This window comes from Salinivibrio sp. AR647, from assembly GCF_001995415.1.
GTDB lineage: Bacteria > Pseudomonadota > Gammaproteobacteria > Enterobacterales > Vibrionaceae > Salinivibrio > Salinivibrio costicola.
The window spans coordinates 77,511-102,934 of sequence record NZ_MUFE01000002.1 but is presented as its reverse complement, the minus strand read 5'-3'; the positions used below and the strand labels follow the sequence as shown (position 1 = coordinate 102,934).

General features: G+C 47.4%; 21 protein-coding genes and 1 pseudogene. 7 read left to right on the top strand and 15 right to left on the bottom strand.

Going from position 1 to position 25,424, the window contains the following annotated elements:
- Positions 1–62: 62 nt before the first annotated feature.
- From arsB to BZG76_RS15480, 6 genes and pseudogenes are all read right to left on the bottom strand, one after another.
- The gene (arsB, locus tag BZG76_RS03005; protein WP_021024014.1) at positions 63–1,124 is read right to left on the bottom strand and encodes an ACR3 family arsenite efflux transporter; all 1,062 of its coding nucleotides are present in this window, start codon (positions 1,122–1,124) and stop codon (positions 63–65) included.
- Positions 1,125–1,185: 61 nt separating this feature from the next.
- Positions 1,186–1,521: a metalloregulator ArsR/SmtB family transcription factor gene (locus BZG76_RS03000; RefSeq protein ID WP_077460114.1), complete on the bottom strand. Its 336-nt coding sequence runs from the start codon at positions 1,519–1,521 to the stop codon at positions 1,186–1,188.
- 371 nt (positions 1,522–1,892) lie between these two features.
- The gene (locus BZG76_RS02995; RefSeq protein ID WP_077460113.1) at positions 1,893–2,603 is read right to left on the bottom strand and encodes a substrate-binding periplasmic protein; all 711 of its coding nucleotides are present in this window, start codon (positions 2,601–2,603) and stop codon (positions 1,893–1,895) included.
- 6 nt (positions 2,604–2,609) lie between these two features.
- Positions 2,610–4,292 carry an ABC transporter substrate-binding protein gene (locus BZG76_RS02990; RefSeq protein WP_077460112.1) on the bottom strand — a complete coding sequence of 561 codons (1,683 nt, stop codon included), beginning with the start codon at positions 4,290–4,292 and terminating at the stop codon, positions 2,610–2,612.
- Positions 4,293–4,359: 67 nt separating this feature from the next.
- Complete coding sequence (locus BZG76_RS02985) at positions 4,360–6,003, bottom strand: methyl-accepting chemotaxis protein (protein WP_077460111.1); 1,644 nt, start codon at positions 6,001–6,003, stop codon at positions 4,360–4,362.
- Positions 6,004–6,152: 149 nt separating this feature from the next.
- A pseudogene (locus BZG76_RS15480) lies at positions 6,153–6,335 on the bottom strand (transposase); the annotation flags it as partial.
- 510 nt (positions 6,336–6,845) lie between these two features.
- Here BZG76_RS15480 and BZG76_RS02980 point away from each other — a divergent pair.
- Together BZG76_RS02980 and xthA are read left to right on the top strand one after the other, a co-directional pair.
- Positions 6,846–7,046: a hypothetical protein gene (locus tag BZG76_RS02980; protein ID WP_077460110.1), complete on the top strand. Its 201-nt coding sequence runs from the start codon at positions 6,846–6,848 to the stop codon at positions 7,044–7,046.
- A gap of 132 nt (positions 7,047–7,178) precedes the next feature.
- Positions 7,179–7,982: an exodeoxyribonuclease III gene (xthA, locus tag BZG76_RS02975; RefSeq protein WP_077460109.1), complete on the top strand. Its 804-nt coding sequence runs from the start codon at positions 7,179–7,181 to the stop codon at positions 7,980–7,982.
- A gap of 144 nt (positions 7,983–8,126) precedes the next feature.
- Here xthA and BZG76_RS02970 read toward each other — a convergent pair whose 3' ends face one another.
- The 5 genes from BZG76_RS02970 to BZG76_RS02950 all read right to left on the bottom strand — a co-directional run bounded on the left by BZG76_RS02970 (position 8,127) and on the right by BZG76_RS02950 (position 12,825).
- Complete coding sequence (locus BZG76_RS02970) at positions 8,127–8,804, bottom strand: ABC transporter permease (RefSeq protein ID WP_021024004.1); 678 nt, start codon at positions 8,802–8,804, stop codon at positions 8,127–8,129.
- Positions 8,805–8,810: 6 nt separating this feature from the next.
- Positions 8,811–9,551: an ABC transporter permease gene (locus BZG76_RS02965; RefSeq protein ID WP_077460108.1), complete on the bottom strand. Its 741-nt coding sequence runs from the start codon at positions 9,549–9,551 to the stop codon at positions 8,811–8,813.
- A 38-nt stretch (positions 9,552–9,589) separates the two neighbouring features.
- A complete protein-coding gene (locus tag BZG76_RS02960) occupies positions 9,590–10,366 on the bottom strand; it encodes an ABC transporter substrate-binding protein (RefSeq protein ID WP_021024003.1) in 777 nt (258 codons plus the stop codon).
- An 84-nt stretch (positions 10,367–10,450) separates the two neighbouring features.
- A complete protein-coding gene (locus tag BZG76_RS02955; RefSeq protein ID WP_077460107.1) occupies positions 10,451–11,221 on the bottom strand; it encodes an ABC transporter ATP-binding protein in 771 nt (256 codons plus the stop codon).
- A gap of 413 nt (positions 11,222–11,634) precedes the next feature.
- Entirely contained in the window at positions 11,635–12,825 is a 1,191-nt protein-coding gene (locus BZG76_RS02950; RefSeq protein ID WP_077460106.1) for a tetratricopeptide repeat protein, read from the bottom strand.
- A gap of 466 nt (positions 12,826–13,291) precedes the next feature.
- Here BZG76_RS02950 and BZG76_RS02945 point away from each other — a divergent pair, with 466 nt between their 5' ends.
- Positions 13,292–14,803: a DUF3360 family protein gene (locus BZG76_RS02945; protein WP_077460105.1), complete on the top strand. Its 1,512-nt coding sequence runs from the start codon at positions 13,292–13,294 to the stop codon at positions 14,801–14,803.
- 133 nt (positions 14,804–14,936) lie between these two features.
- Positions 14,937–17,213, top strand: coding sequence for a formate C-acetyltransferase (pflB, locus tag BZG76_RS02940; RefSeq protein ID WP_077460104.1), 2,277 nt, complete (start codon positions 14,937–14,939; stop codon positions 17,211–17,213).
- Between the two features lie 72 nt (positions 17,214–17,285).
- Here the strand turns inward: pflB and BZG76_RS02935 are convergent, their stop codons facing one another.
- Positions 17,286–18,905, bottom strand: a complete 1,620-nt coding sequence (locus tag BZG76_RS02935) for a methyl-accepting chemotaxis protein (protein ID WP_077460103.1) — start codon at positions 18,903–18,905, stop codon at positions 17,286–17,288.
- Positions 18,906–19,236: 331 nt separating this feature from the next.
- Here BZG76_RS02935 and pflA point away from each other — a divergent pair, with 331 nt between their 5' ends.
- Entirely contained in the window at positions 19,237–19,977 is a 741-nt protein-coding gene (gene pflA / locus BZG76_RS02930) for a pyruvate formate lyase 1-activating protein (RefSeq protein WP_021023997.1), read from the top strand.
- Positions 19,978–20,080: 103 nt separating this feature from the next.
- Here pflA and BZG76_RS02925 read toward each other — a convergent pair whose 3' ends face one another.
- Entirely contained in the window at positions 20,081–20,986 is a 906-nt protein-coding gene (locus BZG76_RS02925) for a LysR substrate-binding domain-containing protein (RefSeq protein ID WP_077460102.1), read from the bottom strand.
- Positions 20,987–21,183: 197 nt separating this feature from the next.
- On the opposite strand from BZG76_RS02925, the gene focA reads away from it, so the two are divergent.
- On the top strand, positions 21,184–22,638 hold the full coding sequence (focA, locus tag BZG76_RS02920; RefSeq protein WP_077460101.1) for a formate transporter FocA: 1,455 nt from the start codon (positions 21,184–21,186) through the stop codon (positions 22,636–22,638).
- 82 nt (positions 22,639–22,720) lie between these two features.
- Here focA and BZG76_RS02915 read toward each other — a convergent pair whose 3' ends face one another.
- On the bottom strand, positions 22,721–23,911 hold the full coding sequence (locus BZG76_RS02915; RefSeq protein ID WP_241824034.1) for an MFS transporter: 1,191 nt from the start codon (positions 23,909–23,911) through the stop codon (positions 22,721–22,723).
- 149 nt (positions 23,912–24,060) lie between these two features.
- Positions 24,061–24,726, bottom strand: a complete 666-nt coding sequence (locus tag BZG76_RS02910) for an energy-coupling factor ABC transporter permease (protein WP_021023993.1) — start codon at positions 24,724–24,726, stop codon at positions 24,061–24,063.
- Positions 24,727–24,897: 171 nt separating this feature from the next.
- Between BZG76_RS02910 and BZG76_RS02905 the strand changes: the two genes are divergently transcribed.
- Positions 24,898–25,398: a YfbU family protein gene (locus BZG76_RS02905; RefSeq protein ID WP_077460100.1), complete on the top strand. Its 501-nt coding sequence runs from the start codon at positions 24,898–24,900 to the stop codon at positions 25,396–25,398.
- The last annotated feature ends 26 nt before the right edge of the window (positions 25,399–25,424 follow it).

The following is a 25,424-nucleotide window of genomic DNA, read 5'->3' as shown; positions in this document are numbered from 1 at the left end:
CATATTATTACCTTCCAACATGCACACAACCCTTATCAGTCAGTATTCATAAAAACTTCATATTAAATCGTATAGCGCCGTTTCATTCTTAGCGCTACATTCACCAAGGCAATCAACACCGGCACTTCCACCAGCGGCCCAATCACTCCTGCAAAGGCTTGATCAGAGTGAATGCCGAATACCGCAATCGCCACCGCAATCGCCAGTTCAAAGTTATTACCGGATGAGGTAAACGCTATTGATGCGTTGCGGTCATAGGGGATCCCCAGTTTTTTACCCACAAAGAAGCTAATAAAGAACATCAGCACAAAGTAAGTTACCAGGGGTACGGCGATACGTAACACGTCAAGCGGCAACGCAATAATCGCCTCCCCTTTTAGGCTAAACATCAACACAATGGTCGCCAACAAAGCGATTAACGTTATCGGGGAAATACGTGGCAAAAAGACGTCTTCGTACCATTGTTCACCTTTTTTAGCGACCAGCACGGTACGTGATAGATAGCCCGCCAAAAAAGGGATACCCAGATAAATCAGCACACTTTGCGCGATGTCCCCCATGGTCACATCCACCACATAGCTTTGTAACCCCAGCATAGGAGGTAAAACGGTGATAAATAGCCATGCCATCACACTGTAGGTCAGGATCTGAAATAAGCTATTCAGGGCCACTAGGGCCGCGCCATACTCTTTATTGCCACCACTGATGTCGTTCCACACCAAGACCATGGCAATACAGCGTGCAAGGCCAATTAATATCACTCCCGCCATATACCCTGGCTCATCACGCAAAAACAGCACCGCCAGTGTGAACATCAGAATAGGACCCACCACCCAGTTCATGATCAGCGACAGCGTAATGGCTTTTTTATCGCGCGTGACCGAGCCTAGTAAACGATAATTTACCTTTGCCAGTGGCGGGTACATCATTAAAATCAAGCCAATCGCCAGCGGTACATTGGTGCTCCCGACCGATAAGCGTTCACTGATGGTCGCAACGTCGGGAAAAAGCCACCCCACACTCACCCCAATGGCCATGGCGAGAAAAATCCACACGGTTAAATACCGATCGAGCCATCCCATTTTTTGCGCGGCCGACGGTGCACAGGTTTCAGATTGAGACATAAGACAAATCCTTGGTTATTGCTGACGTTGAATCACTCGTGTTGCTGATGGGACACGCTACCTATTGATGATGTCCACAAGCCGTATTGCCCTGCATTACAGGCGTGACAGAGCTCAGAAGCGAGGGGTTATTGATGGCTGTGGTGCGCAAAACATCGCGCATCCACTCAGGTAAGGTTGGGTGTAATTGGTAATAGACCCACTTACCACGACGCTCTCCGACGACTAACTGATGCTTGCGTAGCTCCGCCAAATGCCGTGAAATTTTAGGCTGACTCAACGCCAGCGCCGTCATTAAATCGCACACACAAAGCTCACCATGCTCAGACAGCAGCAGTAAAGAGGTCAGCCGAGTGGGCTCAGATACGGCTTTGTAAAACGTTAGGGTGTCACACATCGCTATAGTCTACTTTGCATACATATGGAATATCATATATATGGAATTCCATATGTCAATAAATAGACTAATTGAAGACTAGGGAATTGGACCGGCCTCTGTAACGTGTAGCCATTTGGACGTTTTGGTTATTCAACATGAATATGCCCAATTAACTTGAAGATACATGATTGAAAACCTGAACGTTATCGTTGCTACGAAACGTCAAAAACTCTCCTGCGATCTCTGGGAGATTCGCGCTTCTGCTTTTCGGTTAAAGTCACTTTTATAGGTGAGAGCCATAATCCTGTTTTATGTAAAATTAAGCATCTTCAATGATCACGGGTATAATAGATGTGATTGAACAATTTAATAATACGTAAACGGTATATTCACAACATTTTTATCAAGCTCTTTATACTTCCATCTTCATAAAGATAACTTAACGAACTCTCTAATTTTTTATACTTTTCTTCAGACAAAGTAGAACCGCATGCCAAATAATTCAAATACTTTTTATAAGGGTAGACCAATTCCACATCCTCAATCTTATTCTTGTTAAGTATGTGCTCTGCTACTTTAATATCTTCAACAAGTGCGACCATTCTATCCGCATCAACTTTTAGTGCGTTTAGAAGTGTGTTCCTAGTATACTCCACGGAAAAACCTAAACGTTCAAGACTTTCACCGTCAACGCTACCTATATAACTACCTATAGTTTTACCTTTCAATTCTGAAATATGTCTTATTACTGTATCCTTGGCAAAGAAACCTGACTCCGTTACCATTACCGGCCCGATCCATTTAAAATCAGCTGCATTCTCTTGTGTGGCCTGCATCGGAAACAAACATTGTTCCCCTTCACTCTCATGAGCATTCCCCAACACTGTCTCATACGCGCGTTTAAATGGCCTTGATTTTAATGCATATTCTATTCCAGCCCTATCAAACAAAGACTTAAGCAAATCAACCGACACCCCAGACAACTCCTTATTATTAATTGAAATATATGGCTGATACTCTTGAATAAAAATAGTAACCTTTTCATTCGAGAAAGCAGGCCAGGACGAAATGATTAACAACAAACAAAGACATGTCTTCATAGTTTTTTACCGCCATAATTTGAGTACTTCTTCGTATGATGCTGTTTTACCTTCCGGCCACTCTTGCTTTATTTTCGCTTTTGGAGAACCATGTCTATTGAGCCAATAACCCTTTTCTTTTTTATCGTTTAAACGAGGAGAACAATAACTTATTTTATTTAAATATGAAACATCTTCTAGTGTGGCATCCATTTTCTCAGCCATATTGTCCAGTGCAGAACCAACGCTTTCGCCTCGATGAATAACCCCTCCTAAACTCTTCCACCATATATCGGACATTTTTGTATAATCTGGAACATTGGTCCCCGTAGGAGTCCATTTCATCGATTCTTTTCCTAAATAAAATTCTATGAGTCCGCCATATCTATGTGAGTTTTTTTGAATAAAATCACTCGTCACATCGGAAAACCGAATAAGCGTTAATCCCTCTAGGAACTTATTCATGGTAACTGTTTTCGACGTCACAAATTGAGCATACAGCCACGCTGCATTTGTATTCTCTATGGGAGCACTACGTAGAAATGTCCACGCTCCAGTATCTTGATAACCCTTTTTCATCCCATCTTCCCAATACACACCAACAGGAGAAGGCGCCATTCTCCACCTCGGTATACCATTAGCATCAGTTACAGGAGTGTTGGGCTTGATCATTTCAGGTGTAAATGTCGTGTACCAAAAAATTTGCTGGGCTATATTTCCTTGCGCAGGCACTGAACCTGCTTGTGAAAATGCCATATCTTTTGCTTCAGTTGGAGCGAAATTTAAAAGCCAATCTTTATACGTAGTCAAAGCATATTTCGCTGCGGGGCCATTGATCGCTCCACCACGCTCAACAGATGCACCGACAGGAGAGCACTTTTCGACTCTTATCCCCCACTCGTCAACTGGTATACCATTTGGAAGTCCTGGATCTCCCATTCCCGCCATGGACAACCATGCATCGGAAAAACGCCAACCTAATGATGGATGATTTTTTCCATAATCCATATGGCCATAAACTTTTTTTCCATTAATCTCTCTTATATGGTTAGTAAAAAAGTCTGCTATATCTCGGTAAGCTGTCCAGTTTAATGGCACACCCAATTCATATCCAAAAAGGGAGTAAAATCTTTTCTTCATCTCTTCATCATTAAACCAGTCATATCTGAACCAGTAGAGGTTAGCAAACTGCTGGTCTGGGAGTTGATATATTTCTCCATCATTAGCGGTCACAAAAGAAATTGCCATAAAATCATCGATATCCATGTATGGAAAGAGAACATCAGGATTTCTAATTAAATGACTTACTGGTATAACTTGATTTGAACGGGAAAAAAGACCAATTAAATCACTATCAGCGATATAAGCATCATAGATATGATATTCATAGTTGATTTGTGCATCTATTTTCTTAACGACATCATGTTCTCCTGTTACTTCATGTATTACTCTTATGCCGGTCAACTCCTCAAACGCTTTAGTTAAGATTCTGGATTCATACCTGTGTGTTGGAAGGTCTTCTGACACAACTCTGATGGTTTTTCCCTTATAAGGAATCGCTGCCTTTTGAAACCAAAGCAACTCCTTAACTCTCTCTTCTTTGCTTAATGTGCTGAATTTAAACAAACTCTCAGAAAGATCATTAATTGAGGATTCAGAGGCACTGACAGAACAAGAGAAAATAAAAGCAAAAAAATAGTAATTTTTCATATGCTAATACTCATACTAGAAGAGAGGGTGAGACCTTATAGCTGATAAAAGTATTTACTCCCCCAAATCAACTGTATTTATATTTTTTAACCAGACTGTTTAGGTTCTCTGCTAACTCAGTCAGATTTTTAGTTTCTTCATTGGCTTTCTTAGTTCCTTGCCCTGTACGTTCAGTAACTTCAGTGATATGCGAGATATTTTGATTAATTGTTTCAGAAACGCTTTTTTGCTCCTCAGCTGCGCTAGCTATTTGGGCATTCATTTGGTTGATAACATTGACGGCGTTTTCAATGCTGATCAAAGACTCATCGACCAAACGTGCCTCACTGACTGTTGCCTCGCTTTTTTCTTTTATAGAGTTAATAACAGCCACTGATTTCGACGTCTTCTGTTGAAAACTCTCGACCATTGACTGTATCTCTTCCGTGCTTTTCTGAGTTCTACCTGCTAGGGTGCGAACTTCATCAGCAACCACAGCAAATCCTCGGCCAGCATCGGCAGCTCGGGCCGCTTCGATCGCTGCATTCAAGGCCAACAAGTTAGTTTGCTCGGCAATACTTCGTATTACATCTAAAACTGAGCCTATTTTTTCCGACTCAGTGCCTAACTCTTCGATAACAGAGACACCTTCAGTCACCTGTTCAGACAGTCCTCCTATGACAATGATCGCCTTGTTCAGCGTGTCTTTAGAGTGAACAACTTGATTTTCGGCTTCACGTGCAGATGTGGAGGCATCAAATGCATTCGCTGTGACTTCTTGCGCTGTCGTTGTCATTTGATTCATTGCTGTGGCAACTTGCTCTGTTTCTTCTTGTTGCCGCAACACTCCTTCCTCTGTATCTTTCATAATAGTATTGAGCTGTAAGACAGTTTTGTTCATACTCGAAGAAGAACCACTTACTTTTTCTATAAGACCGCGCATTTGTTCTGAAAAGCGATTAAAACACTTGGCAAGTTGCGCTAGTTCATCGGAACCATTCACATCCAACCTACGGGTTAAGTCACCATCTCCATCAGCAATATTCTCCATCGCATAAATAGTGGATTTCAAAGGTGAAACCACACTATTGATAATAACTAAGAACAGAAAAAGTATAGGAAGGGATAACGCCCCCACAGCGATGACTACTTCCCAAATAATAAGATTCACCGCTTCGGCAACATGGTTCATATACACACCAGTACCAACAATCCATCCCCACTCTTCAAACCTTATCACGCGAGACATTTTTGGGGCCTGTATTGTACTATCCGGTAACTCCCAAACATAATTAACGGTAGCGCGTTTATTTTCTTTTGTTCTTTCAATCATATGCTGAAAAAGAGGTGTTCCTTCAGCATCTGTAAAATCATAAAAATTAGCTTTAAATCTATCCTCTTTAGGTAATGAAGGGTCCATAATCATAGTCCCTTCCCTATCGTATATGAAAATATATTCACTCCCCTCATACTTTATTTCTTCTACTTTCTTCATCGCGAGGAGCATTGCTTCTCTTTCTGTTATACCCCCAGACTCGTATTTTTCATGTGCACTTTCTATATACTCAATAGCAACATCATTAACCGCATCGAGCTTCTTCATTTCACCATGAATAAGATCAGCTTTGAGCGTCGATATCGTAAAAAAAGACATCACAATTACACCAATGAGGGCAATCACAACAATTGACCAGAGCCTAATAGAAATCCTTACATTGTAAATGATACTCATCGTGAGCCCTCATAATGTTGCGTGGGTAACAAAAATAATTATTACGAAATATCATAACGGTATTAATACTTATGTTAGTAGCGATTAGAGATAGTTCCAGTTTTTTTCAAAACCATGATAAGCACTCTGTTGTACACGGTGACTAGATGATGACAATCCTTCCAGTAACCCGCATTGCTTCGCGGTAGTATGGTTGGTTTGATGTCTTTTTTCTCGAGTACTTGATAGCGGCCTTGGTATCGTAAGCGCAATCTGCACTGACTTGGGCATTTTTCGGCGTAACGGGTTGGCAGCGTCGGCAAGACTTCATTGTCGCCGACAAAAGCTACGCTATGCCGAAACAAAGCTGGCGATAGGATAAGCGAGCGCTAGAATCATTAACGCGGTGCTGATGTGCCGCGTTGGTGGTCGCCAATACCAAAGAATTATTGGTTAAAACCCTTTACATCGTAAAAAAATGCTGTAGTGTAGCTAAAGCTCTAGATACGGAGCATCATAAGACATCAAGTCAAAGTCGAGACAGACCACGCTATTTCCCGCATAGACTCTCTGCAGTATTCCACTTTCGCTTTTTTCCTACATTGATAACCCGTTAAACGCCCTTTTGCTATCTCTCATTCGTGGGGATCACTGTATTAATGCTGATCGCTCACCCTAAAGAGGCCGACGCATTCATTCGGCCCATGATGGATAACCACTGAGGGCAGAGCAATAATCATTTAACTCATGGAGATAAAATATGGCCGCCACTAACGGCAGACTACGTCACTGGTATTATTTGCGCCGTGCGCAAACACAACCACAAACACCATCAACCACATTTAAATCAGTAAGGAACGCCATTGATAGTTAATTTTGCTCTTCCCAACCTTGCCAACTGGCAGGTCGTGATTCATCAGTTTAACGGGGATATTATCCTCAAGCATTTGCTTCATCGTCTTCCTGTTTTGTCTCAACCTACCCTGCGTTTTGACCCCTGCACCCAAGAAGGCGCGATTTTTAGTCAAGGTGAGTGCTTAGGCGCCTTTTCGATCGCAAGCTAATCTCCCCCCCATTACGTACCACACATCCTCGTCACCATACGCCGAGCATTGTATTGAGGCCGCCTTTCCGTTCATTGAACGAAGCTGGTAAAGTGTCTTACTATCAATAAGACAACAAAGGCAGCCTCACACGTGAAAATCATCTCCTTTAATATCAACGGTATTCGAGCGCGTTTACATCAACTGCAAGCCTTAATTGAAAAACACCAGCCTGACGTGATCGGGTTGCAAGAAACCAAGGTGCACGATGATGCCTTTCCACTCGCCGATGTCGAAGCCATGGGCTATGAAGTACACTTTCATGGCCAAAAAGCGCACTATGGTGTGGCGATGCTATGCAAAAAGTCGCCAATCAGCGTACAAAAAGGGTTTCCAACCGATGATGAAGACGCCCAACGCCGTATGATTATGGCCACGTTTGAAGGCGAAAATGGCCAACCTGTCACCGTTCTCAATGGTTACTTTCCCCAAGGGGAAAACCGTAGCCACGAAACCAAATTTCCTGCCAAACGTAAATTCTACCAAGATTTGATGACCTATTTAGAGGGTCGTGATCCCAGCGAACACCTGGTGGTTATGGGCGATATCAACATCAGCCCTAAAGACGACGATATTGGTATTGGCGATCACAATGCCAAGCGCTGGCTACGCACCGGTAAGTGCTCTTTCTTACCTGAAGAGCGTGAGTGGTTAGAGACGTTGATGAATTGGGGCTTCGTGGATACCTTCCGCACCCTACATCCAGCGGTGAATGATCAGTTCTCGTGGTTTGACTACCGTTCGCGCGGTTTTGATGATAACCGTGGCTTACGCATTGATGTGGTGTTAGCCACCCAAGATCTTGCCAGCCGCTGTATTGATGCGGGGATTGATTACGAGCTGCGCGGCATTGAAAAACCCTCCGATCACGCGCCAATTTGGGCCACCTTTAAATAAGCCCTCGAATTGGCCGCGCAAGCGCGCTTAACAATATCGCTTAAGACGCCGCTTAATATTATTACGCCGCAGCACGGCCATGCTGCGGCGTTTTTCGTTTATAGCGATAAGTCTTTGCTTATAGCGACGAATCGGTAGTGAGCGCTAACTTAATGGCCGCATATGACGTAAAAAGCGACGCTCTGCTAAGCGGAACATCCATAGGATGCTAAATGTCAGCGCCATATAGAACACACCCGCGGTCAAAAAAGATTCAAAGGGCGCATAATAACGCGAATTTACAATCCGAGCCGCCCCGGTGAGATCAACAATGGTAATAATGCCGGCGACGGCCGAGCCGTGAAGCATAAATACCACTTCGTTACTGTATGCCGGTAAAGCACGGCGCATCGCGCTGGGCAGAATGATCCGCGAAAAGGCTTTATACGGGCTCATGCCATAGGCAATCGCCGCTTCCACTTCTCCTTTGGGCAAGCCATTGATGGCACCACGAATAATTTCAGCGGTATACGCTGCGGTGTTGAGGACGAACGCAACCAACGCACAAAACCATGCATGTTGCCACAACGAATCTTCAACGTTTACCACTTGGCTTAGGCCGTAGTAAATCAAATACAGTTGGATCAGTAGCGGCGTCCCCCGAAAAAAGTAAATAAACGCCCACGCCGGATAACGCCAAAGGGGAAACTGTGCATTGCGCGCCACGGCGACAGGCACGGCCACCAGCAAACCAATCACTAACGCGGAAGCCACCAGCCATACGGTCGTCCAAAGGCCATCGAGATAAATCGGCCATGTTTCGAGTACAAGTGAAAAATCCATAGTCACCTACCGCGTATGAATACTAAAGCGACGCTCCATCCAACGCAGCCCGGTGGTCGAGATGCTGGTAAAGAGCAAGAAAATAAGCGCGACGGTAAAGTAAAACGTAAATGGCATTTGGGTCGAGCCGGCTGCCAACGCGCCTTTACGTACCATGTCATCCAAGCCAATAATGGACACCAGCGCGGTGGTTTTTAACAGTACCAACCAGTTGTTACCAAATCCTGGCAGCGCATGGCGGATCATTTGTGGCAACAAGATGCGGCGAAACGCCAAACTACTGCTCATACCATAGGCGCGCGCAGCTTCCATCTCGCCGGCGTCGACCGCCATGATGGCCCCCCGAAAGGTTTCAGCCATGTAAGCACCAAAAATAAAACCAATGGTTAGGATCCCGGCGATAAACGGGCTAACGTCGATATAGTCGGGTAAATAGGCAGTCCAGTCATGATCGGGATTTTGTCCTGCCATGTACTCATTGAGCCATTCATTCATGCCATATAAGCTGTTATTGAGCAGCATTTGACCGCCGTAAAAAATCAGCATCATCAGTACCAAATCAGGGATCCCACGAATCACCGTGGTATAAACGGTCGCAATGCCACGCAACCAACCCAATTTAGATAATTTGGCAAGCGCCCCGAGCATCCCGAGTAACATGGCCAAGCCCAGTGATAATAGCGCAACCTGAAGGGTCACCCATGCGCCTTCAAGCAGGGACCACTCGTAACCTTTCAAATCAATCATATGATTCGGGCAGCACTTTCATGCTGCCCGCCTGCCTTTTACTCGCCGTAAACGTCGTAGTCGAAGTATTTGGCAGCAATCTCGTCATACACGCCTTTTTCACGTAATGAATCAATTGCTTGATTAAGTTTCTCAGTCAGCGCTTTGTCTTGTTTGCGTGTCGCAATCCCAAAGCCCTCGCCAAACCACTCAGGGTCAGTCAAAGAAGGACCGATAAATTCAAATTCATCGCCACCCTCTTTATCGAGAAGCCCTTGCTGCAAAGCGGAAGCATCACCCAAAATAGATTCAATACGACCCGCTTTTAGATCAAGATAGGCCTCATCAAACGTACCGTAACGGACGATATCAACCGCGTCGCCATAGTTGTCGGTAAGATATTTGTCGTGTGTGGTTGCACGCTGTACACCAATTTTCACCCCGTCGAGTCCTTCTTTGGTGAAGGTGAGATCCGTGCCCTTTTCGGCCACAAACTTGTTCGGGATTAACGCGTATTTATTGGTAAAATCTACCTTTCTTTTACGCTCTTCTGTGATCGACATCGCCGCGATAATGGCATCGTATTTACGCGCCAGCAGTGACGGAATGATCCCATCCCAATCTTGCGCGACGATCTTACACTTGGCCTGCATTTCCTCACACAGCGCATTGGCCATATCGACATCAAAACCTTTGAGATCACCTTCGTTTGTGGTCCAGCTAAAAGGAGGGTAGGCGCCTTCAATACCAAAACGTACGACCTTCCAATCCTTGGCTGCAACGGAGGTTGACCCAACTGCGGCCATCACGGCGGCGGCAACTAGCCATTTTTTCATCTTCCTTTCTCCTGTCGTTTAACGATGTTGTGTGGGCAAAGGCCCTATTGCATGGTTATGCTATTGATAATTCTATTTAATTAATCAGTATATTGACGATATAAATTGCTGCAGACGCTCAGAGTCAGGTGCATCAAACAGTTCTTTCGGGTTGCCCTGCTCTTCCACTAATCCTTGATGCAAGAACATCACATGATTAGAGACATCACGCGCAAAACTCATTTCATGGGTTACCACCAGCATGGTGCGCCCTTCCTCGGCCAGTGAACGCATCACGCCCAACACTTCCCCCACTAACTCAGGGTCAAGCGCGGAGGTTGGCTCATCAAACAAGAGTACTTCTGGCTCGACGGCAAGCGCCCGTGCAATGGCAGCACGCTGCTGCTGGCCGCCTGACAAGTGGCCGGGATAGTAGTCACGGCGCTCGTATAAGCCAACCCGATGGAGAAAGGCTTCAGCATCTTCAATCGCTTTTGCTTTGGGCACGCCGAGCACATGCACTGGCGCTTCAATCACATTTTGCAGCACCGTCATGTGCGACCATAGATTGAACCCCTGAAACACCATCGCCAGACGAGAGCGAATGCGCTGTACTTGTTTATCGCTGACGGGCACCGGATCGCCTGCACGGTTATTTTTCATTTTGATCAATTCACCATTGACCCAAATTTCACCGCCAGTAGGGGTTTCGAGTAAGTTAATACAGCGCAAAAAGGTACTTTTACCAGACCCGGAAGACCCGATAATCGAGATGACGTCGCCGCGGTGGGCATCGAGTGAAATGCCTTTGAGCACTTGATGCTGCCCAAAGCTTTTTTTAAGTGACTTAACCTGTAGCGCTACTGCATCCGTCATGCGCTAACTCCTATCATCCGTGATAATTATTGTATTGAGTTTATCAATTGAAAATATCACCCCTTCTCTTGAGGAGCAACATTTTGTTAACCTTTAAATCTGTTTTATTATAGTCACTATTACTGCATAAAAAGTCAAATGCAATATTTAATGCTGAAAAAATGAACACTCAGTATCTGGGCGACTACTCGCGATGCCTGAGTCCTCAACCACAATAAGTGTAGAGGCAAACGCAAGAAAAAAGATTGTTTTTATTGATAAAGACAAAATAAAAAGGAGGATAAAAGAGGATAAAGATGCAATTGATTTTATTTTTGCGACAAAACAAAGGTGACAAAACTGTGAACAAAAAGGCGTTTCTTTTCTATTAGAAGACAGTATTGTACTCAATAATAGACATCTGCTGGATCGGATTACGAGGTGCGACTGTCACGCCGTGTTGCACGTTTTGCTTTAAGCAGTTCAAGCGTGTCTCGCCAGCGATCGACAAGCTCAGACGGATCCTTGCTTTGCCATTGGTCAAGCGCATAGTCAGCAAGCGTGTAGTCGCCCGCTTTAATCGCACTAATGGCCAGCCACTGCCAAAGCATCTTATCGTCTTTCAACCCATAAGACAGTGCCACTTGCGCCGTATCAATGACCTCTTTCCAATGGCCTAATTGATAAGCCAGCATTACCTGCAACTTCAACGTCTGTTTATCCGGCTGGGTTAAATTCACTTCACTAATTCGATTCAGAGCCGCTACACGCTGGTTATTTTTGATCAGACATTGCACCATAAATAACTGCTCATCACGCGTTGCTACACGGTCAAGCTGCTGTAGCCCCTGCTGCCAGTACAATAACGCCTGCTCAGCCTCGTTGGAATCAAGTCGAGAAACAGCAATCGCTCGGTATAGCGAAATATCCGCCCTGGCCCTTGCTAAATATTGCCGAGCAGTGCGATGCGTCCCCGCTTTAACATGCGCACGCGCGGCTTGCTCGAGCCACTTGGGCGCCACATCAGCCGCATTCACGAACTGGTCAAACGTCGCCGCCGCGGCACCATAACGCGACAACGCCATTTCACTCAGCGCCTTTGTTTGCAATACAAAGGCATCAAGTGCGTCGAGTTCTTGAAGCTGGTTGGCATAATCAATCGCCACATCAAATCGCGACAAAGAATAAGCAGCCTGCATCGCAAGACGGCCTGAAGAGGGGGATAAATGATGGTGCTCACTGAGTTGGCGCGCATAATTTAACACCTCATCATATTGCTTGACCCGATAGGCCAAACGGATCACGGCAGCAAGTGCATCCGCTTCGCTGGCTTCTGACAGTGAGTTCAAAGCTAACGCGTTTTGATAGGCACGATAAGCTTCGGCACGCTGATTAAGATAGAGATAGCTGATGCCCTGTAAGCGCCAGAGTTCGGCGCGCTGAGGTGACACAAGCTTTTGATCGCCTTGCTGCGCCAGTAACGCCGCTGACAACTTCAGAGCTTGCTGATAATTTCCACGCTCGATAGAGGCACTTACGTCCGCTATTTCTGCCGCCTGCGCCGTCGCGAATGACAGTAAAAACAGAAGCATCATTGCAAGTCGACGACTAACAGAAACAAGCATTCGAGACTCAACGGGAAACAAACATAAGCATCGCAACATGAAAATCCATTTTTAGAAGACAACACCTCGACTATAACCTATCTTTTTTATTCACTACAGCGAACAAACGTTTGCTGTCTTTATTTGTTAACATGCGCTCACAACAAACCCGACGAAACGCCACACAATAACGCCGTTATCTTGCTGTTTTGTGGCACATATTTACCGCCCTTATTGGTAATTAAATTACAAAATAGCGACTTTAGTCGGATTGTGAACGCGATAATGGGTCTAGAATCTCGGTAAACACCGGCGTAGCACGTAAAAAAATTACACGGTAATGATCTAAGTCAACATTCGGGAATCACCCTGTTGTTAGCATGCTGATAACGAAACAGAACACGGCCACAAGGCCAGCGTTAAAAATAAACCAAGACTGGCTAAGTCGCTGTTTCGAAAGCTTTTGCTTTCTGTAGACGAGGAAATTATGGCAACACATGCTCAAGACCGCAGTGTGAGTCACGATGAAAAGAGCGAATATCAAAAGAAGCACAAGCCGGCTTCTTCATTTGCCTCCCGGGCTGACTACCTGAATCACGAACTACAAATTATGCGTCCGCGCCGTTGGGGCTTGAACCTGCCTGGCCGTGACTTCCGTTTTGAAATTGAGGATCTTGTTCCCGCGCTGGCCGGTACCATCGGCATTATCGCTATGTATTCTGCAGTGATGATGTCATGGGCTGAGGGGCTAACCGCCGCGTGGGATCATGTGACTTTAGGTAAAGCGTTTGCTGTTGAGGTCGCGCGGGTTGAAATGCTTATCCCCGCACTCCTTTTTTGTGTCCTTTTATGCGGATTTATCAATCCACGCGCTAACCTGGCCGGTAACCATGGGCCAATGATCCCGCTTGTCGGGACCATCGCGCTCGCCGGCGCACATCCTCTCGCCTTGGGGATCCTAATCGGTGCCTTTGGCTTGATACTCAGTTATGTCAAAGGCGGGTCTAAATTAGTGAACCTAACCAGCCAAGGGGTAGCGGGTGGCTTGCTGATTTTCTTGGGCTTTGGCGGGGCAAAAGGTCAAATTGAGAGCCTGCTAGCCTGGGGTGCTGCCATTGATATGGGCTATATATCCATTGTCATTCTGGCCGTATCCATTGTGATTTATGCCTTTTTAGCTCGCATTGGTAAACGCTGGTTAGCGATTCCTGTCTGTGCCGTTACCGGTGGATTGATTGCTACCGCATTAGGTGCCGGCTCATCACTAGAGTTTGTGACACAACCGGGTGTGCCAAACCTAAACCCGGTTTACTGGTGGGGATCAACCGAGCAAGGTTGGCAAATGGGCTTACCAACCCTATCGCACTTTCTTGCGTCACTACCATTTGCTCTGCTCGCGGTAGCGATGTGGTCGCCAGACTTTCTTGGTCACCGTATTTTCCAGGAACTTAATTACCCGAAAAAGGCCGAAAAGGTATTGATGGACGTGGATGACACCATGACAGGGTGTTCTATCCGCCAAATCGTTGGGGCATCAGTCGGTGGGGGTAATATCACATCCTCATGGGGCACTTATATGATTCCTGCAGCGATTGCTCGTCGCCCGATTCCTGGCGGGGCCATTGTCCTAGGTCTGTTATGTATTGCGGTTGCCTTGATTGGTTATCCAATGGATGTAGCAACCTGGCCACCGGTGATGACCATTGCACTATTATCAGGTGTGTTCCTGCCGCTTCTTGAAGCAGGGATGCAAATGGTTAAAGATGCGAAGTCTAGCCAATCAGCCGGTATTTGTATTTTCGCCTCCATGGCTGTTAACCCAGTCTTTGGTTGGGCAGTCACTATGCTCTTGGACAACAACGGTCTTATCGGCGATAAAGAGCGTCCTGGTACGCTATCGACCATCGATCGTCTGGTGATTCCAACCGCCACAGTGATCATTTGTGTGGCTGCTATGTTGGCAGTCGGAATGATTCCCGGCATTCCACCTTTATTGTAATAACACGGCCCCGCTTTCGGGCGGGGCATCCGGATAAATCGATGGGTCACAGCGTCAGCCATACTGACACAACACTATGACTGGCCTTGGTCCCAACACATGTCTTTTTGAAAAGAGAACAGGTAGGTGCAACATGTCTGAGCACAATTCCAATGCATGGGAAGGATTTGTTGAAGGTAACTGGAGCAAAGCCGTTGACGTTCGCGACTTCATCCAAAAAAACTATACCCCTTATGAGGGTGACGAATCATTCCTAGTGTCTGAGCCAACTGACGCGACTCGCCAACTGTGGGCGCGCGTGATGGAAGGCATCAAGCAAGAAAACGCGACGCATGCCCCGGTTGATTTTGATACGTCTGTGGTTTCTACCCTGACCTCTCATGATGCCGGCTACATTGAGAAAGATCTGGAGCAGATTGTTGGTCTACAGACCGACGCACCGCTAAAACGCGCTATGCTGCCTAATGGCGGTATCCGTATGGTTCAAAGTTCGTGTGACGCATACGGCCGCGAACTGGATCCGCAAGTAAAGAAAACCTTCACCGAACATCGTAAGACTCACAACCAAGGGGTTTTCGATATTTACACCCCTGACATCCTCAAGTGTCGTAAGTCAGGCATTTTGACAGGTCTACCTGATGCTTATGGCCGTGGCCGTATCATCGGTGACTACCGTCGCGTTGCTTTATACGGCATCGACTTCCTGATGGCGGACAAAAAAGCGCAATTCGATTCTCTACAAGAGAAATTTGAAAGCGGCGAAGATCTGCAAATGACCATGCAACTGCGTGAAGAAATTGCAGAGCAACACCGCGCGTTGGGCCAATTGAAAAAAATGGCAGCTTCTTACGGCTGTGATATTTCTCGCCCAGCAGAAAACGCAAAAGAAGCGATTCAGTGGACCTATTTCGGTTACCTGGGTGCGGTTAAAACACAAAACGGCGCGGCCATGTCGCTCGGTCGTACGTCTACCTTCCTTGATATCTACCTACAGCGTGATGTTGAAGCCGGTAAACTCACAGAAGAACAAGCGCAAGAGCTGATTGACCACTTCGTCATGAAACTGCGTATGGTACGCTTCCTGCGTACGCCTGAGTATGATGATCTCTTCTCTGGCGACCCAATTTGGGCCACCGAATCTGTTGCCGGTATGGGCCTAGACGGACGTACTCTGGTTTCTCGTACCAGCTTCCGTTTCCTTAACAGCCTGTACACCATGGGCCCAAGCCCAGAGCCAAACATCACAGTGCTTTGGTCTGAGCAACTGCCTGAAGGCTTCAAAAAGTTCTGTGCCAAAGTGTCTATCGATACCTCGTCTATCCAGTACGAGAACGACGATCTGATGCGCACTGACTTTGAATCTGACGACTACGCGATCGCTTGTTGCGTATCACCGATGATCGTTGGTAAGCAAATGCAGTTCTTTGGCGCCCGTGCCAACTTGGCTAAAACGCTCCTTTATACCATCAACGGTGGTATTGACGAGAAGCTGAAAATCCAAGTTGCACCAGAGCATCCAGCGATGACTGACGAAGTGCTAGACTATGACAAAGTCATGGACCGCATGGATCACCTGATGGATTGGTTAGCGAAACAGTACGTGACTGCGCTGAACAGCATCCACTTCATGCATGACAAGTACAGCTATGAAGCGGCATTGATGGCTTTCCACGATCGTGATGTTTATCGCACCATGGCCTGTGGTATTGCGGGTCTATCGGTTGCTGCTGACTCATTGGCCGCAATCAAGTACGCAAAAGTGAAGCCAGTTCGTGACGAAGACGGTATTGCTATCGACTTTGATATCGAAGGTGAATACCCAGCGTTTGGTAACAACGATGAGCGTGTTGATGCGATTGCCTGTGACCTGGTTGAACGCTTCATGAACAAAATCCGCTCACTGAGAACTTACCGTGATGCGGTTCCGACTCAGTCTATCCTAACGATCACCTCAAACGTGGTATACGGTAAGAAAACCGGTAATACGCCAGATGGTCGTAAAGCGGGTATGCCATTTGGTCCAGGTGCGAACCCAATGCACGGCCGTGATGAGAAAGGTGCAGTTGCGTCACTGACCTCTGTCGGTAAACTGCCATTTGCTCACGCTAAAGACGGTATTTCTTATACCTTCTCTATTGTGCCAAATGCTTTGGGTAAAGACGAAAACACCCAACGCGCGAACTTGGCGGGCTTAATGGATGGTTACTTCCACCATGAAAGCGGTCAAGAAGGCGGCCAGCACCTGAACGTGAACGTGATGAACCGTGAAATGCTACTAGACGCGATGGAAAACCCTGAGAACTATCCTCAGCTGACTATCCGTGTTTCTGGTTACGCGGTACGTTTTAACTCGCTGACTAAAGAGCAGCAACAAGACGTCATTACACGTACCTTCACGTCTTCACTGTAAGATGTAGCGATAAAGCGTGCGCGATACGCTAATAAAAAAACCGCCGGCAAATGCTGGCGGTTTTTATTTGGGTTACACTTCAAAATGATCCAGTTGTCTATCCAACTCTCGTGCAGAATCTGCCAACAACTGGCTTTGCTCTGCCAGGTGAGAAGCCGCCCCACTGACTTCGTTCGCTGAGTTATGAATGTTGCTGACGTTTTGGTTCATTTCTTCAGACACCGTCCCCTGCTCTTCGGCCGCCGCCGCAATCTGTACCACGCGATCGTTAGAGCCATGCAGCGCACTCACCATATCTTTAAGCTGCTGCTGAGTTTCAAGCGCGGTTTCTACACTCGCTTCACTGGACGTATGGCTTGATTTCATCGCCTCTGCCGCTTCAATCGCGTTATTGGTCAGCGCTTCTATCGTGCCTTGGATTTGCGTGGTTGATTTTTGCGTACCTTGCGCCAGCGAGCGTACTTCATCGGCCACCACCGCAAAGCCACGACCTTGCTCACCGGCACGTGCCGCCTCAATCGCCGCGTTTAGGGCCAATAGATTGGTCTGCTCAGAGATCCCTTGAATAACCGTCGCGACATCACTGATCTCCATCACGCCTTGCTTGACCTGATTGACCAATTTATCTGCCCCAGCGATACGTTCGGCAACTTCACGGATACTGGCTACCGTGCTATCCAATTTATGATTGCTATCTTCCGCCATCGAGGAAATATCATTCGTGGCTTGCGCAGTTTGTTCTGCGTGATCCGCGACATCAGCGACAGTTGCTGTCATTTCGTTCATCGCCGTTGCCAGTTGCTCGAGTTGCGCGCGCTGAGATTGAATACTTTGTGCACTCTGCTCACTCGCTGATGCAATCGACGACGCCATGGTAGAAGACTGCTTCGCCTCATCATGGGCAACACGCATGGCTTCACGAACACTCCCCATGGCTGTATCCATACGCCGCGCCAATTTACCGATTTCATCATGACGGGTATAGCCGCACTCAATGCGTAAGTCCCCACCCGCAATCCGATCAAACTTTTCGACCAATTCATCTAACGGCACAACGATGTCGCGACTGACAAACGCACCACAAACTAACAGGATCACCCCCGCGATAAGCGTTAATCCGCCAATTTGCCACGCTGACTGGATAAACTGCGCTTCAATATCGCTCACATGAGTGCCCGAGCCAATAATCCAGTTCCAACCATTTACGCGTTTCACATAAGAGATTTTGGGCTTCATCTCACCTTCCGGTGAGCGCCAAGTATAATCCAACACACCGCCTTGTGACCCTTTGCTCACTGTTACCATTTCTCGCCAATGGTGCTTGCCGTCGCCATCGGTCAAACTGTTCGCACTGGTGCCATTCAACTTGGGCTTTATCGGGTGGTTAACAATCGTGAGATCAGGCTTGAGCACCCAAAAATAGTTATCGCCGTCATAACGAAGCTGGTTCAGTTGCGCGATCGCTTGCGTTTTGGCTTCCTCTTCGCCGATTCTTGATGCCTGCTGGCGGTAATAATTCACCACACTTTGCGCCACTTCTATATTGGCCCTTAGCGAAGCGGTTCGCTCAGCATAAGCTTGATCACGCTCTTTTTGGATAGTGAACATACTGATCGCAACCAGCAATGCAATGGCTATCAACATGAGCGCAACAAGCTTATTTTTCACTCTCAGATCACTGATTTTTTTCATTATATACCCTAGCGTTTGCTGTTGATCCTAGCCTGATACTCGGCTCTATTAAGCTCACATGCAGCCTGAAAGGCCATATATGGGTAACTCTGCATGTCGCACGTTAGTTTGGACAAAAAGGCCAGAAGACACAAAAACAACATGGAGATTATCTGGATTAGCTCTCATTGTGCTGGCATAGAAAACTGGAACTGTGATCAACCCAAAGACAGAGGTGTAACACCACAGCAACGTTCACAAAGAGAGTGCGAAAAAGAGGGGAATTTCCTTACGTTGAGGCCGGTTTTTGTAATAAAATGACAGTATCGCAATTCGCAGTCTGGAGACAGTTATGTCGGCAATTGGTCGCATCCATTCCTTTGAATCTTGTGGGACCGTAGATGGCCCTGGGATACGTTTTATTGTCTTTATGCAAGGCTGCTTGATGCGGTGTAAGTATTGCCATAATCGCGATACTTGGGACACTCACGGCGGGAAAGAAGTCACTGTCGATGAGATCATGAAAGATGTATTGGCCTATCGCCACTTCATCACCGCATCAGGCGGTGGGGTCACCGCATCGGGCGGCGAAGCTATGTTACAGCCAGAGTTTGTCCGAGACTTTTTCCAGGCCGCGCAAGCCAAAGGTATTCATACCTGCTTAGACACCAACGGCTATATCCGTAAGCACACGCCCGTGATTGATGAAGTGCTTGATGCAACCGATTTGGTCATGCTGGATCTAAAACAGCTCAATGATGAGGTTCATGAAGACTTAGTAGGCGTATCGAATCGCCGCACGCTCGATTTTGCCAACTACTTGCACAAAATTGGACAAAAAACCTGGATTCGTTACGTCGTGGTGCCCGGCTATACGGATGACGATGATTCCGCGCACCGCCTAGGTCAGTTTATTAAAGGCATGGACAATATCGAAAAGGTGGAATTACTCCCCTATCACCAGCTTGGTGAACATAAATGGGAAGCGCTGGGTTACGAATATGAGTTAAAAGACGTGGGCACACCATCAAAAGAAATGATGGATAACGTCAAAAACATTATTGCCAGTTATGGTCATAACGTCATGTATTAATCCGACGCACCTCTGCGCACCACCCATCAGCCGGTCACCTTGTGGCCGGCTTTTTTTCGCGTCTTTATACTTTTTTCACGTCGTTATACCTCTGTCTCGCGACTTACATCTCGCGCCGGCGGGCTTTCGTCATCCTAATGGCTTCACGAATAATACAGTCACGCAAAGGGTTATCTGCGCCATCCGCTCGCCAGATAAAAGACAGTGTTCGACGCATATTGAGCTCTGGCACGTTCAGCGCCACCAGCTCCTCGCGTTCAATCCACTTTTCAACATCTAAATAGGGCAAGCAGCTTAGGTAATTGGAGTTAGCCACCAAAGTACGCAACACAGGCACCTGCTCATATTCTCGCCGCACATCAAGATCTTCGATAACGCCATGAATCGCACTATCAAAACTATGTCGTGTCCCGGCACCCGGCTCTCGCAATACCCACTGCGCTTGTTCAAGTTGCGCCAAGCTTACCTGATCACGCTGCGCATAAGGATGGTGCTTGCCCGCCACGACCACAAGGTGGTCATGGCACCATACCTGCTGCTTTAAGCGGCTATCATCGCAACGCCCCTCAATGATCCCCAAGTCGTGCTGATAACGGCGCACACTATCAATGACTTTCTCGGTGTTTTTCACGGTAAAGTCGATTCGCAGCTCGGGGAAATCACTATCAATAATACTGATAAGGTCTGGAATAAGGTGTTCTGCTGCGGTTTGACTGGCAATTAAGGCAATATCGCCACTGATAATGTGCTGTCCATCAAACCCTGCCTCAATCTGTTGCGCATCAAACAAGAGTTGGCGTGCTTTGGGTCGCAACCAGGCTCCCCAGTAGGTGAGCTGCATTTGCTTGCCTTGCCGCTCGAATAATGGCCGCCCTAACAACTTTTCTAGCTGCGACAGGGCCATACTGGTAGCCGACTGCGTCAACGCTAACTGGTCGGCCGCTCGGCTTACACTGCCGGTCGCGGCGATCGCTTCAAACACAGCCAACTGTTTCAATGAGTACCGCATCCAGGCTCCTTACTGTCTGGCTTTAATGGCAATACCCTATCAATTTTTATGATTCTTACCCTAAGTAATATCAATTTTACTCCTGATAGAGAGAAGAATAGGCTGGTTTTATTCACATTACGTCTAAAAAGGAGTACAACCTGTATGTTGATCTGTCTTTCCCCTCGGGCAAATAATGCCGACAGAGGAGACAACGCATGGTAAGTCCTACCCCAATTAAAACGGAGGGCCCCGCTGCATTGCTTGCCAACGCTGAAGCCTATGCAGAGAGTAAAACCCATAAATCGACCCGGATGGCGGTTGGGCTAGCCATGATGGCCGGCTTATTTATCGGACTGGCTTTCGTGTTCTACCTCACGGTAACCACGGGCAGTAACGCCGGCTGGGGAATAACCCGGTTGATGGGCGGGCTTGCCTTTAGCATGGGCTTAATATTGGTGGTGCTTGGCGGTGCAGAGCTATTTACCAGCACAGTGTTGTCTATGCTGGCGCGTGCCAATGGCAAGATCTCCACCCGCGGCCTGCTCTATACCTGGGCAAGAGTGTATTTCGGCAACTTGTGCGGCGCCCTACTGTTGGTGTTTATCGTGATGGTGGCAGGGCTATACCAACTTGACGATGGGCAATGGGGATTAAACGCATTACACGTGGCCCAACACAAGCTACATCACAGTTGGATACAAGCCTTTGCGTTAGGGGTGTTGTGTAACTTGCTGGTTTGTCTGGCGATTTGGATGACCTTCACGTCGCAAAATCCACTGACCAAAGCAGTGATGGTGATTCTTCCCGTGGCCATGTTTGTCAGCACCGGCTTTGAGCACAGTGTCGCCAATATGTTCATGGTGCCACTGGGGATGAGCATTGCTACTTTCGCGCCCGACAGTTTTTGGCAAGCAGTAGGGAGTTCACCGGCTGCCTTCAATGACCTTAACCTGATCCAGTTTATCAGTGCCAATTTAATCCCCGTCACGCTCGGCAATATTGTCGGCGGTGCTGGCCTTGTCGGCATGGGCTACTGGCTGATTATTAACCCTGAGAGAGAAAATAAAACAGCGCAAATTTCTTCATTGACGCTACCGTCTGCGAATTATTCTGAGAGATCCACTATGACCCAAGAAACCTTAACCATTGAAAAAAACATGAAGCCTGCCCACTGTGCCTTGCAAAGCCATCAGTTTGTGGCCGATGCATTAGAGCAACTCAACCGCTATCAGTTGCAAGGCGCGCCTGTCGTCGATAAACAAAATGAATTGGTTGGCTTTTTCTCGGTGCAAGATGTCTTTGTTGATTTATGGTGGAACGATTACCAACCCGACATGGACACCAAAGTCGAAGATTTAATGCGCACGGAGGTGCAGACCGTTGAGGCAGACCAATCCGTGATTGAACTGGCGCAGTACATGAGCATTGACAACCAAGTGCTGTATCCGGTCAGTGATGCGGGCATTGCCACGCGCTTTACCACCCAATCCGCACTAGAGCGCGCGAAAACACAAACACTGTCTAGACCGCACGTTTATCCTGTCATGAAAGACAACATCTTGGTTGGCGTTATCAGCCGCTCAGATGTGGTTCGAGCTTTGGCACCGTTATACGGCAACGCCATGGATATTCTCCCTGCCGATGCAAAAGAAGGACTTGTTAGCGCCTAACCAAAAATAAAAACACGCCTCAGAACGGTTCTGAGGCGTGTCGTGTTAGATCCCGCGTGTCGTGTTAGCTCCCCCGACGTTGTCAGGCGGCACTCAAGTTAGGCATTTGCCGACGCCCTCTCAGATAAGCGATCCACATATATACCGCCGTACTAAGCAAGCAACTGGCCAAGTACATCATCAACCCTTGCTCACCAGAAAATGCTTGATGCGCCAATACCGGACCACTGACGGATCCAACACTGTACGCGAGTAGAAGCGCCTCAGTAGCCGCGACAATTTTCCCCGGCGCCAGCGAGGCACACGCATAAGCAATCGCAATGGGATAAATGGCAAACACGGCGCCACCAAGCATCACGAGCCCGACGCCAAGCCACCCGTTGCTGTTAGCAAGTATAATGATGGCTACGGCAAGCAATCCCACCACACAGAAATAGAACATCAACAGGACTCGATTCACTCTGGTCGAGATTGCACCTAATAACGGCTGAACGCCCATGCCGCCAACAATGACTAACGCCATCATTGCTCCAATCTGTTGATGATCGTCAACACGTTCAGCAAGATAAAGGGGTAATAGACCATAGATCGCGCCTAAGGTGAGCCCCGACACAATGCAGGCGATATAGGCAGCTTTACGAATGGCTCTTAAGGTGCCTGTGTGCTCAATAGGGCCCATCATCGCTTGCGACGGCTCACCATGGCGCATAAATAAGGGCACGATAATCGCCGCCGTGACCAAACTACCAATCAACCAATACGGCTGAGCACCTGTCACACCGACATAACCGACGCCCAGCTGACCCAAGGCATTACCACCATATAAAGCGGCCATATAAAAGCCTAAACGCTTAGCCCGTTGACGCTCTGAATCGGCGATCAATAACCATGATTCAATCGCGACAAACACCCCTGCGACCGCAATACCGGCCACAAATCGTGACACTAACCATATCCCCTGCGCTTTGATCGTTGCCATCGCGGCAATAGACAGCAGCAGCACACTCATAAACAGCACTAATGCCTGTCGATGCCCCATCCGCGCGACGATACGTGCACTCCACAAAGCACCAAACAATAATCCTGCATAAAAGGCACTCGCCAGCCAGGCGGCCAGTTCAGCCGGCATCCCAAGCGGCATTAACGCCAATGGAATCAAGCTCATCAAATAGCCACTCGCGACCGCAAATGCCGTTAAGCTCACTAATGGCACCCATGGAAACACAGACAGGGCCATGCCGCTGCCATTTTGTGCAGAGGATAGATTATTCATGACAGTTCGTTCAATTCTCAGATAAGTGGCACGGACGGCCGGGGCCGCTAATATGTGCCATTATTTGAGATAAATACAGCGAACGTTTTTATTGGTCTCAATAAGAAAATTTAATGGATAGAATCCATAAATACCCAAGCGCTGTGCCATCAACGCTCTGGCGACAAATACTCTCTGTCATAAAAGGTGCGTAACCAATGGGGGCGATACACCGCCATCACCGTCACCGCCATGCCGTTAAGCAGCGCCTCGGGGAACCACATCAATAGTGCAATTTGCAGGTAGTTATGCACAATCTCATGCCAGCTATGACGATCGGCAGCCCAATACCAGAGCGAGGTCACCGATAGCTGGAACACAATGGTCAGCGCCGCACCGATAAACGCCGCAATAAAAATATAGATAAAAAGGTGGCGGGTTAAATACTGGTAGCTCAGTGCGAAAATCGCATAACTGAACACAATAGGCAGTATCGCCGTGGTAAGCGCCGTCATCCCCATATCAGCGACGGGGACAAAACCAAAGAGCCCCATCAGTGCCAGCGGCACGGTGGTAATCCAAATGGCAATGCGCCAACCATGGCATAAGGCTAACGTGGTCACGCCCAGAAAGTGGATATCGAGCCCCTCTTTGATCCCCGCCTGCAACGCCCAAAGCGCAAACAGCACCACCGCCGATGAAAACGCTAAATGCTGATAACCCACTTCCTGGCGCAGTTTAGGAAAAAACTCACGTGGATAGGTTCCATATAATACCCCTGCCCAGCCTAACCAACCTATCCATTGCCAACCACTGACATCAGCCCACTCAAACATAACGTCCCCTTCATGAACGATCTTTTACCCAATCCCTTATGCGGGTGAAAAACGTGCTACGGACATAGCTCAGATCAAGATTTCAGCGATAAAGAGCTGCTAATCTCTGTCCATACCCTCATCGTTTGATGAACGACTATTGTAACTTCGAGAGTTAAGAGGCCAACCGCAATGGATATGACCCCTGCACAACGTTTAATTTTATCTAACCAGTACCAGTTAATGTGCCACCTCGATCCCTCTAATGGCGAAAAGTACCGTCGCCTACAAACCATCATTGAGCGCGGCTACGCGTTGCAAATGGACGAGGTGATCAGCCAGTTTGAAGCACTCTGCGAAACCCAATGCCGCGAAGTGATTGATATCATGGAAATGCACCATGCGATGCAGGCCTCTTATCACCTCCTTGACGATACCAACCAAGCGGCATTATCGCCACGTCGCGTGCAGTTCTGGGGCTTTGACGCAGCAACCGAAGGGGCTTTGGTGCATTATGTGCGCTTTTTAGTCGATACTGAGGGGCTTTATCCGCAGTTCGATCAAGGAGAGCACTGCTTTAACAGTCAAATGCCAATGCGTGACAAATACCGTCGTATGCTCGACGTTTGGCGTCAGTGCCCGCGTCAATTTCACTTAAGCCTAACCGAGATCGAAAAGATCCTCGCCGCCTAGTGAAAGGGAAAAGGTAACAATGCAGC

Excerpts from the sequence above, each read along its gene's own strand:
- arsB (WP_021024014.1), bottom strand. The coding sequence starts at position 1,124 with ATGTCTCAATCTGAAACCTGTGCACCGTCGGCCGCGCAAAAAATGGGA.
- BZG76_RS03000 (WP_077460114.1), bottom strand. The coding sequence starts at position 1,521 with ATGTGTGACACCCTAACGTTTTACAAAGCCGTATCTGAGCCCACTCGG.
- BZG76_RS02995 (WP_077460113.1), bottom strand. The coding sequence starts at position 2,603 with ATGAAGACATGTCTTTGTTTGTTGTTAATCATTTCGTCCTGGCCTGCT.
- BZG76_RS02990 (WP_077460112.1), bottom strand. The coding sequence starts at position 4,292 with ATGAAAAATTACTATTTTTTTGCTTTTATTTTCTCTTGTTCTGTCAGT.
- BZG76_RS02985 (WP_077460111.1), bottom strand. The coding sequence starts at position 6,003 with ATGAGTATCATTTACAATGTAAGGATTTCTATTAGGCTCTGGTCAATT.
- BZG76_RS02970 (WP_021024004.1), bottom strand. The coding sequence starts at position 8,804 with ATGGATTTTTCACTTGTACTCGAAACATGGCCGATTTATCTCGATGGC.
- BZG76_RS02965 (WP_077460108.1), bottom strand. The coding sequence starts at position 9,551 with ATGATTGATTTGAAAGGTTACGAGTGGTCCCTGCTTGAAGGCGCATGG.
- BZG76_RS02960 (WP_021024003.1), bottom strand. The coding sequence starts at position 10,366 with ATGAAAAAATGGCTAGTTGCCGCCGCCGTGATGGCCGCAGTTGGGTCA.
- BZG76_RS02955 (WP_077460107.1), bottom strand. The coding sequence starts at position 11,221 with ATGACGGATGCAGTAGCGCTACAGGTTAAGTCACTTAAAAAAAGCTTT.
- BZG76_RS02950 (WP_077460106.1), bottom strand. The coding sequence starts at position 12,825 with ATGCTTGTTTCTGTTAGTCGTCGACTTGCAATGATGCTTCTGTTTTTA.
- BZG76_RS02945 (WP_077460105.1), top strand. The coding sequence starts at position 13,292 with ATGGCAACACATGCTCAAGACCGCAGTGTGAGTCACGATGAAAAGAGC.
- pflB (WP_077460104.1), top strand. The coding sequence starts at position 14,937 with ATGTCTGAGCACAATTCCAATGCATGGGAAGGATTTGTTGAAGGTAAC.
- BZG76_RS02935 (WP_077460103.1), bottom strand. The coding sequence starts at position 18,905 with ATGAAAAAAATCAGTGATCTGAGAGTGAAAAATAAGCTTGTTGCGCTC.
- pflA (WP_021023997.1), top strand. The coding sequence starts at position 19,237 with ATGTCGGCAATTGGTCGCATCCATTCCTTTGAATCTTGTGGGACCGTA.
- BZG76_RS02925 (WP_077460102.1), bottom strand. The coding sequence starts at position 20,986 with ATGCGGTACTCATTGAAACAGTTGGCTGTGTTTGAAGCGATCGCCGCG.
- focA (WP_077460101.1), top strand. The coding sequence starts at position 21,184 with ATGGTAAGTCCTACCCCAATTAAAACGGAGGGCCCCGCTGCATTGCTT.
- BZG76_RS02915 (WP_241824034.1), bottom strand. The coding sequence starts at position 23,911 with ATGAATAATCTATCCTCTGCACAAAATGGCAGCGGCATGGCCCTGTCT.
- BZG76_RS02910 (WP_021023993.1), bottom strand. The coding sequence starts at position 24,726 with ATGTTTGAGTGGGCTGATGTCAGTGGTTGGCAATGGATAGGTTGGTTA.
- BZG76_RS02905 (WP_077460100.1), top strand. The coding sequence starts at position 24,898 with ATGGATATGACCCCTGCACAACGTTTAATTTTATCTAACCAGTACCAG.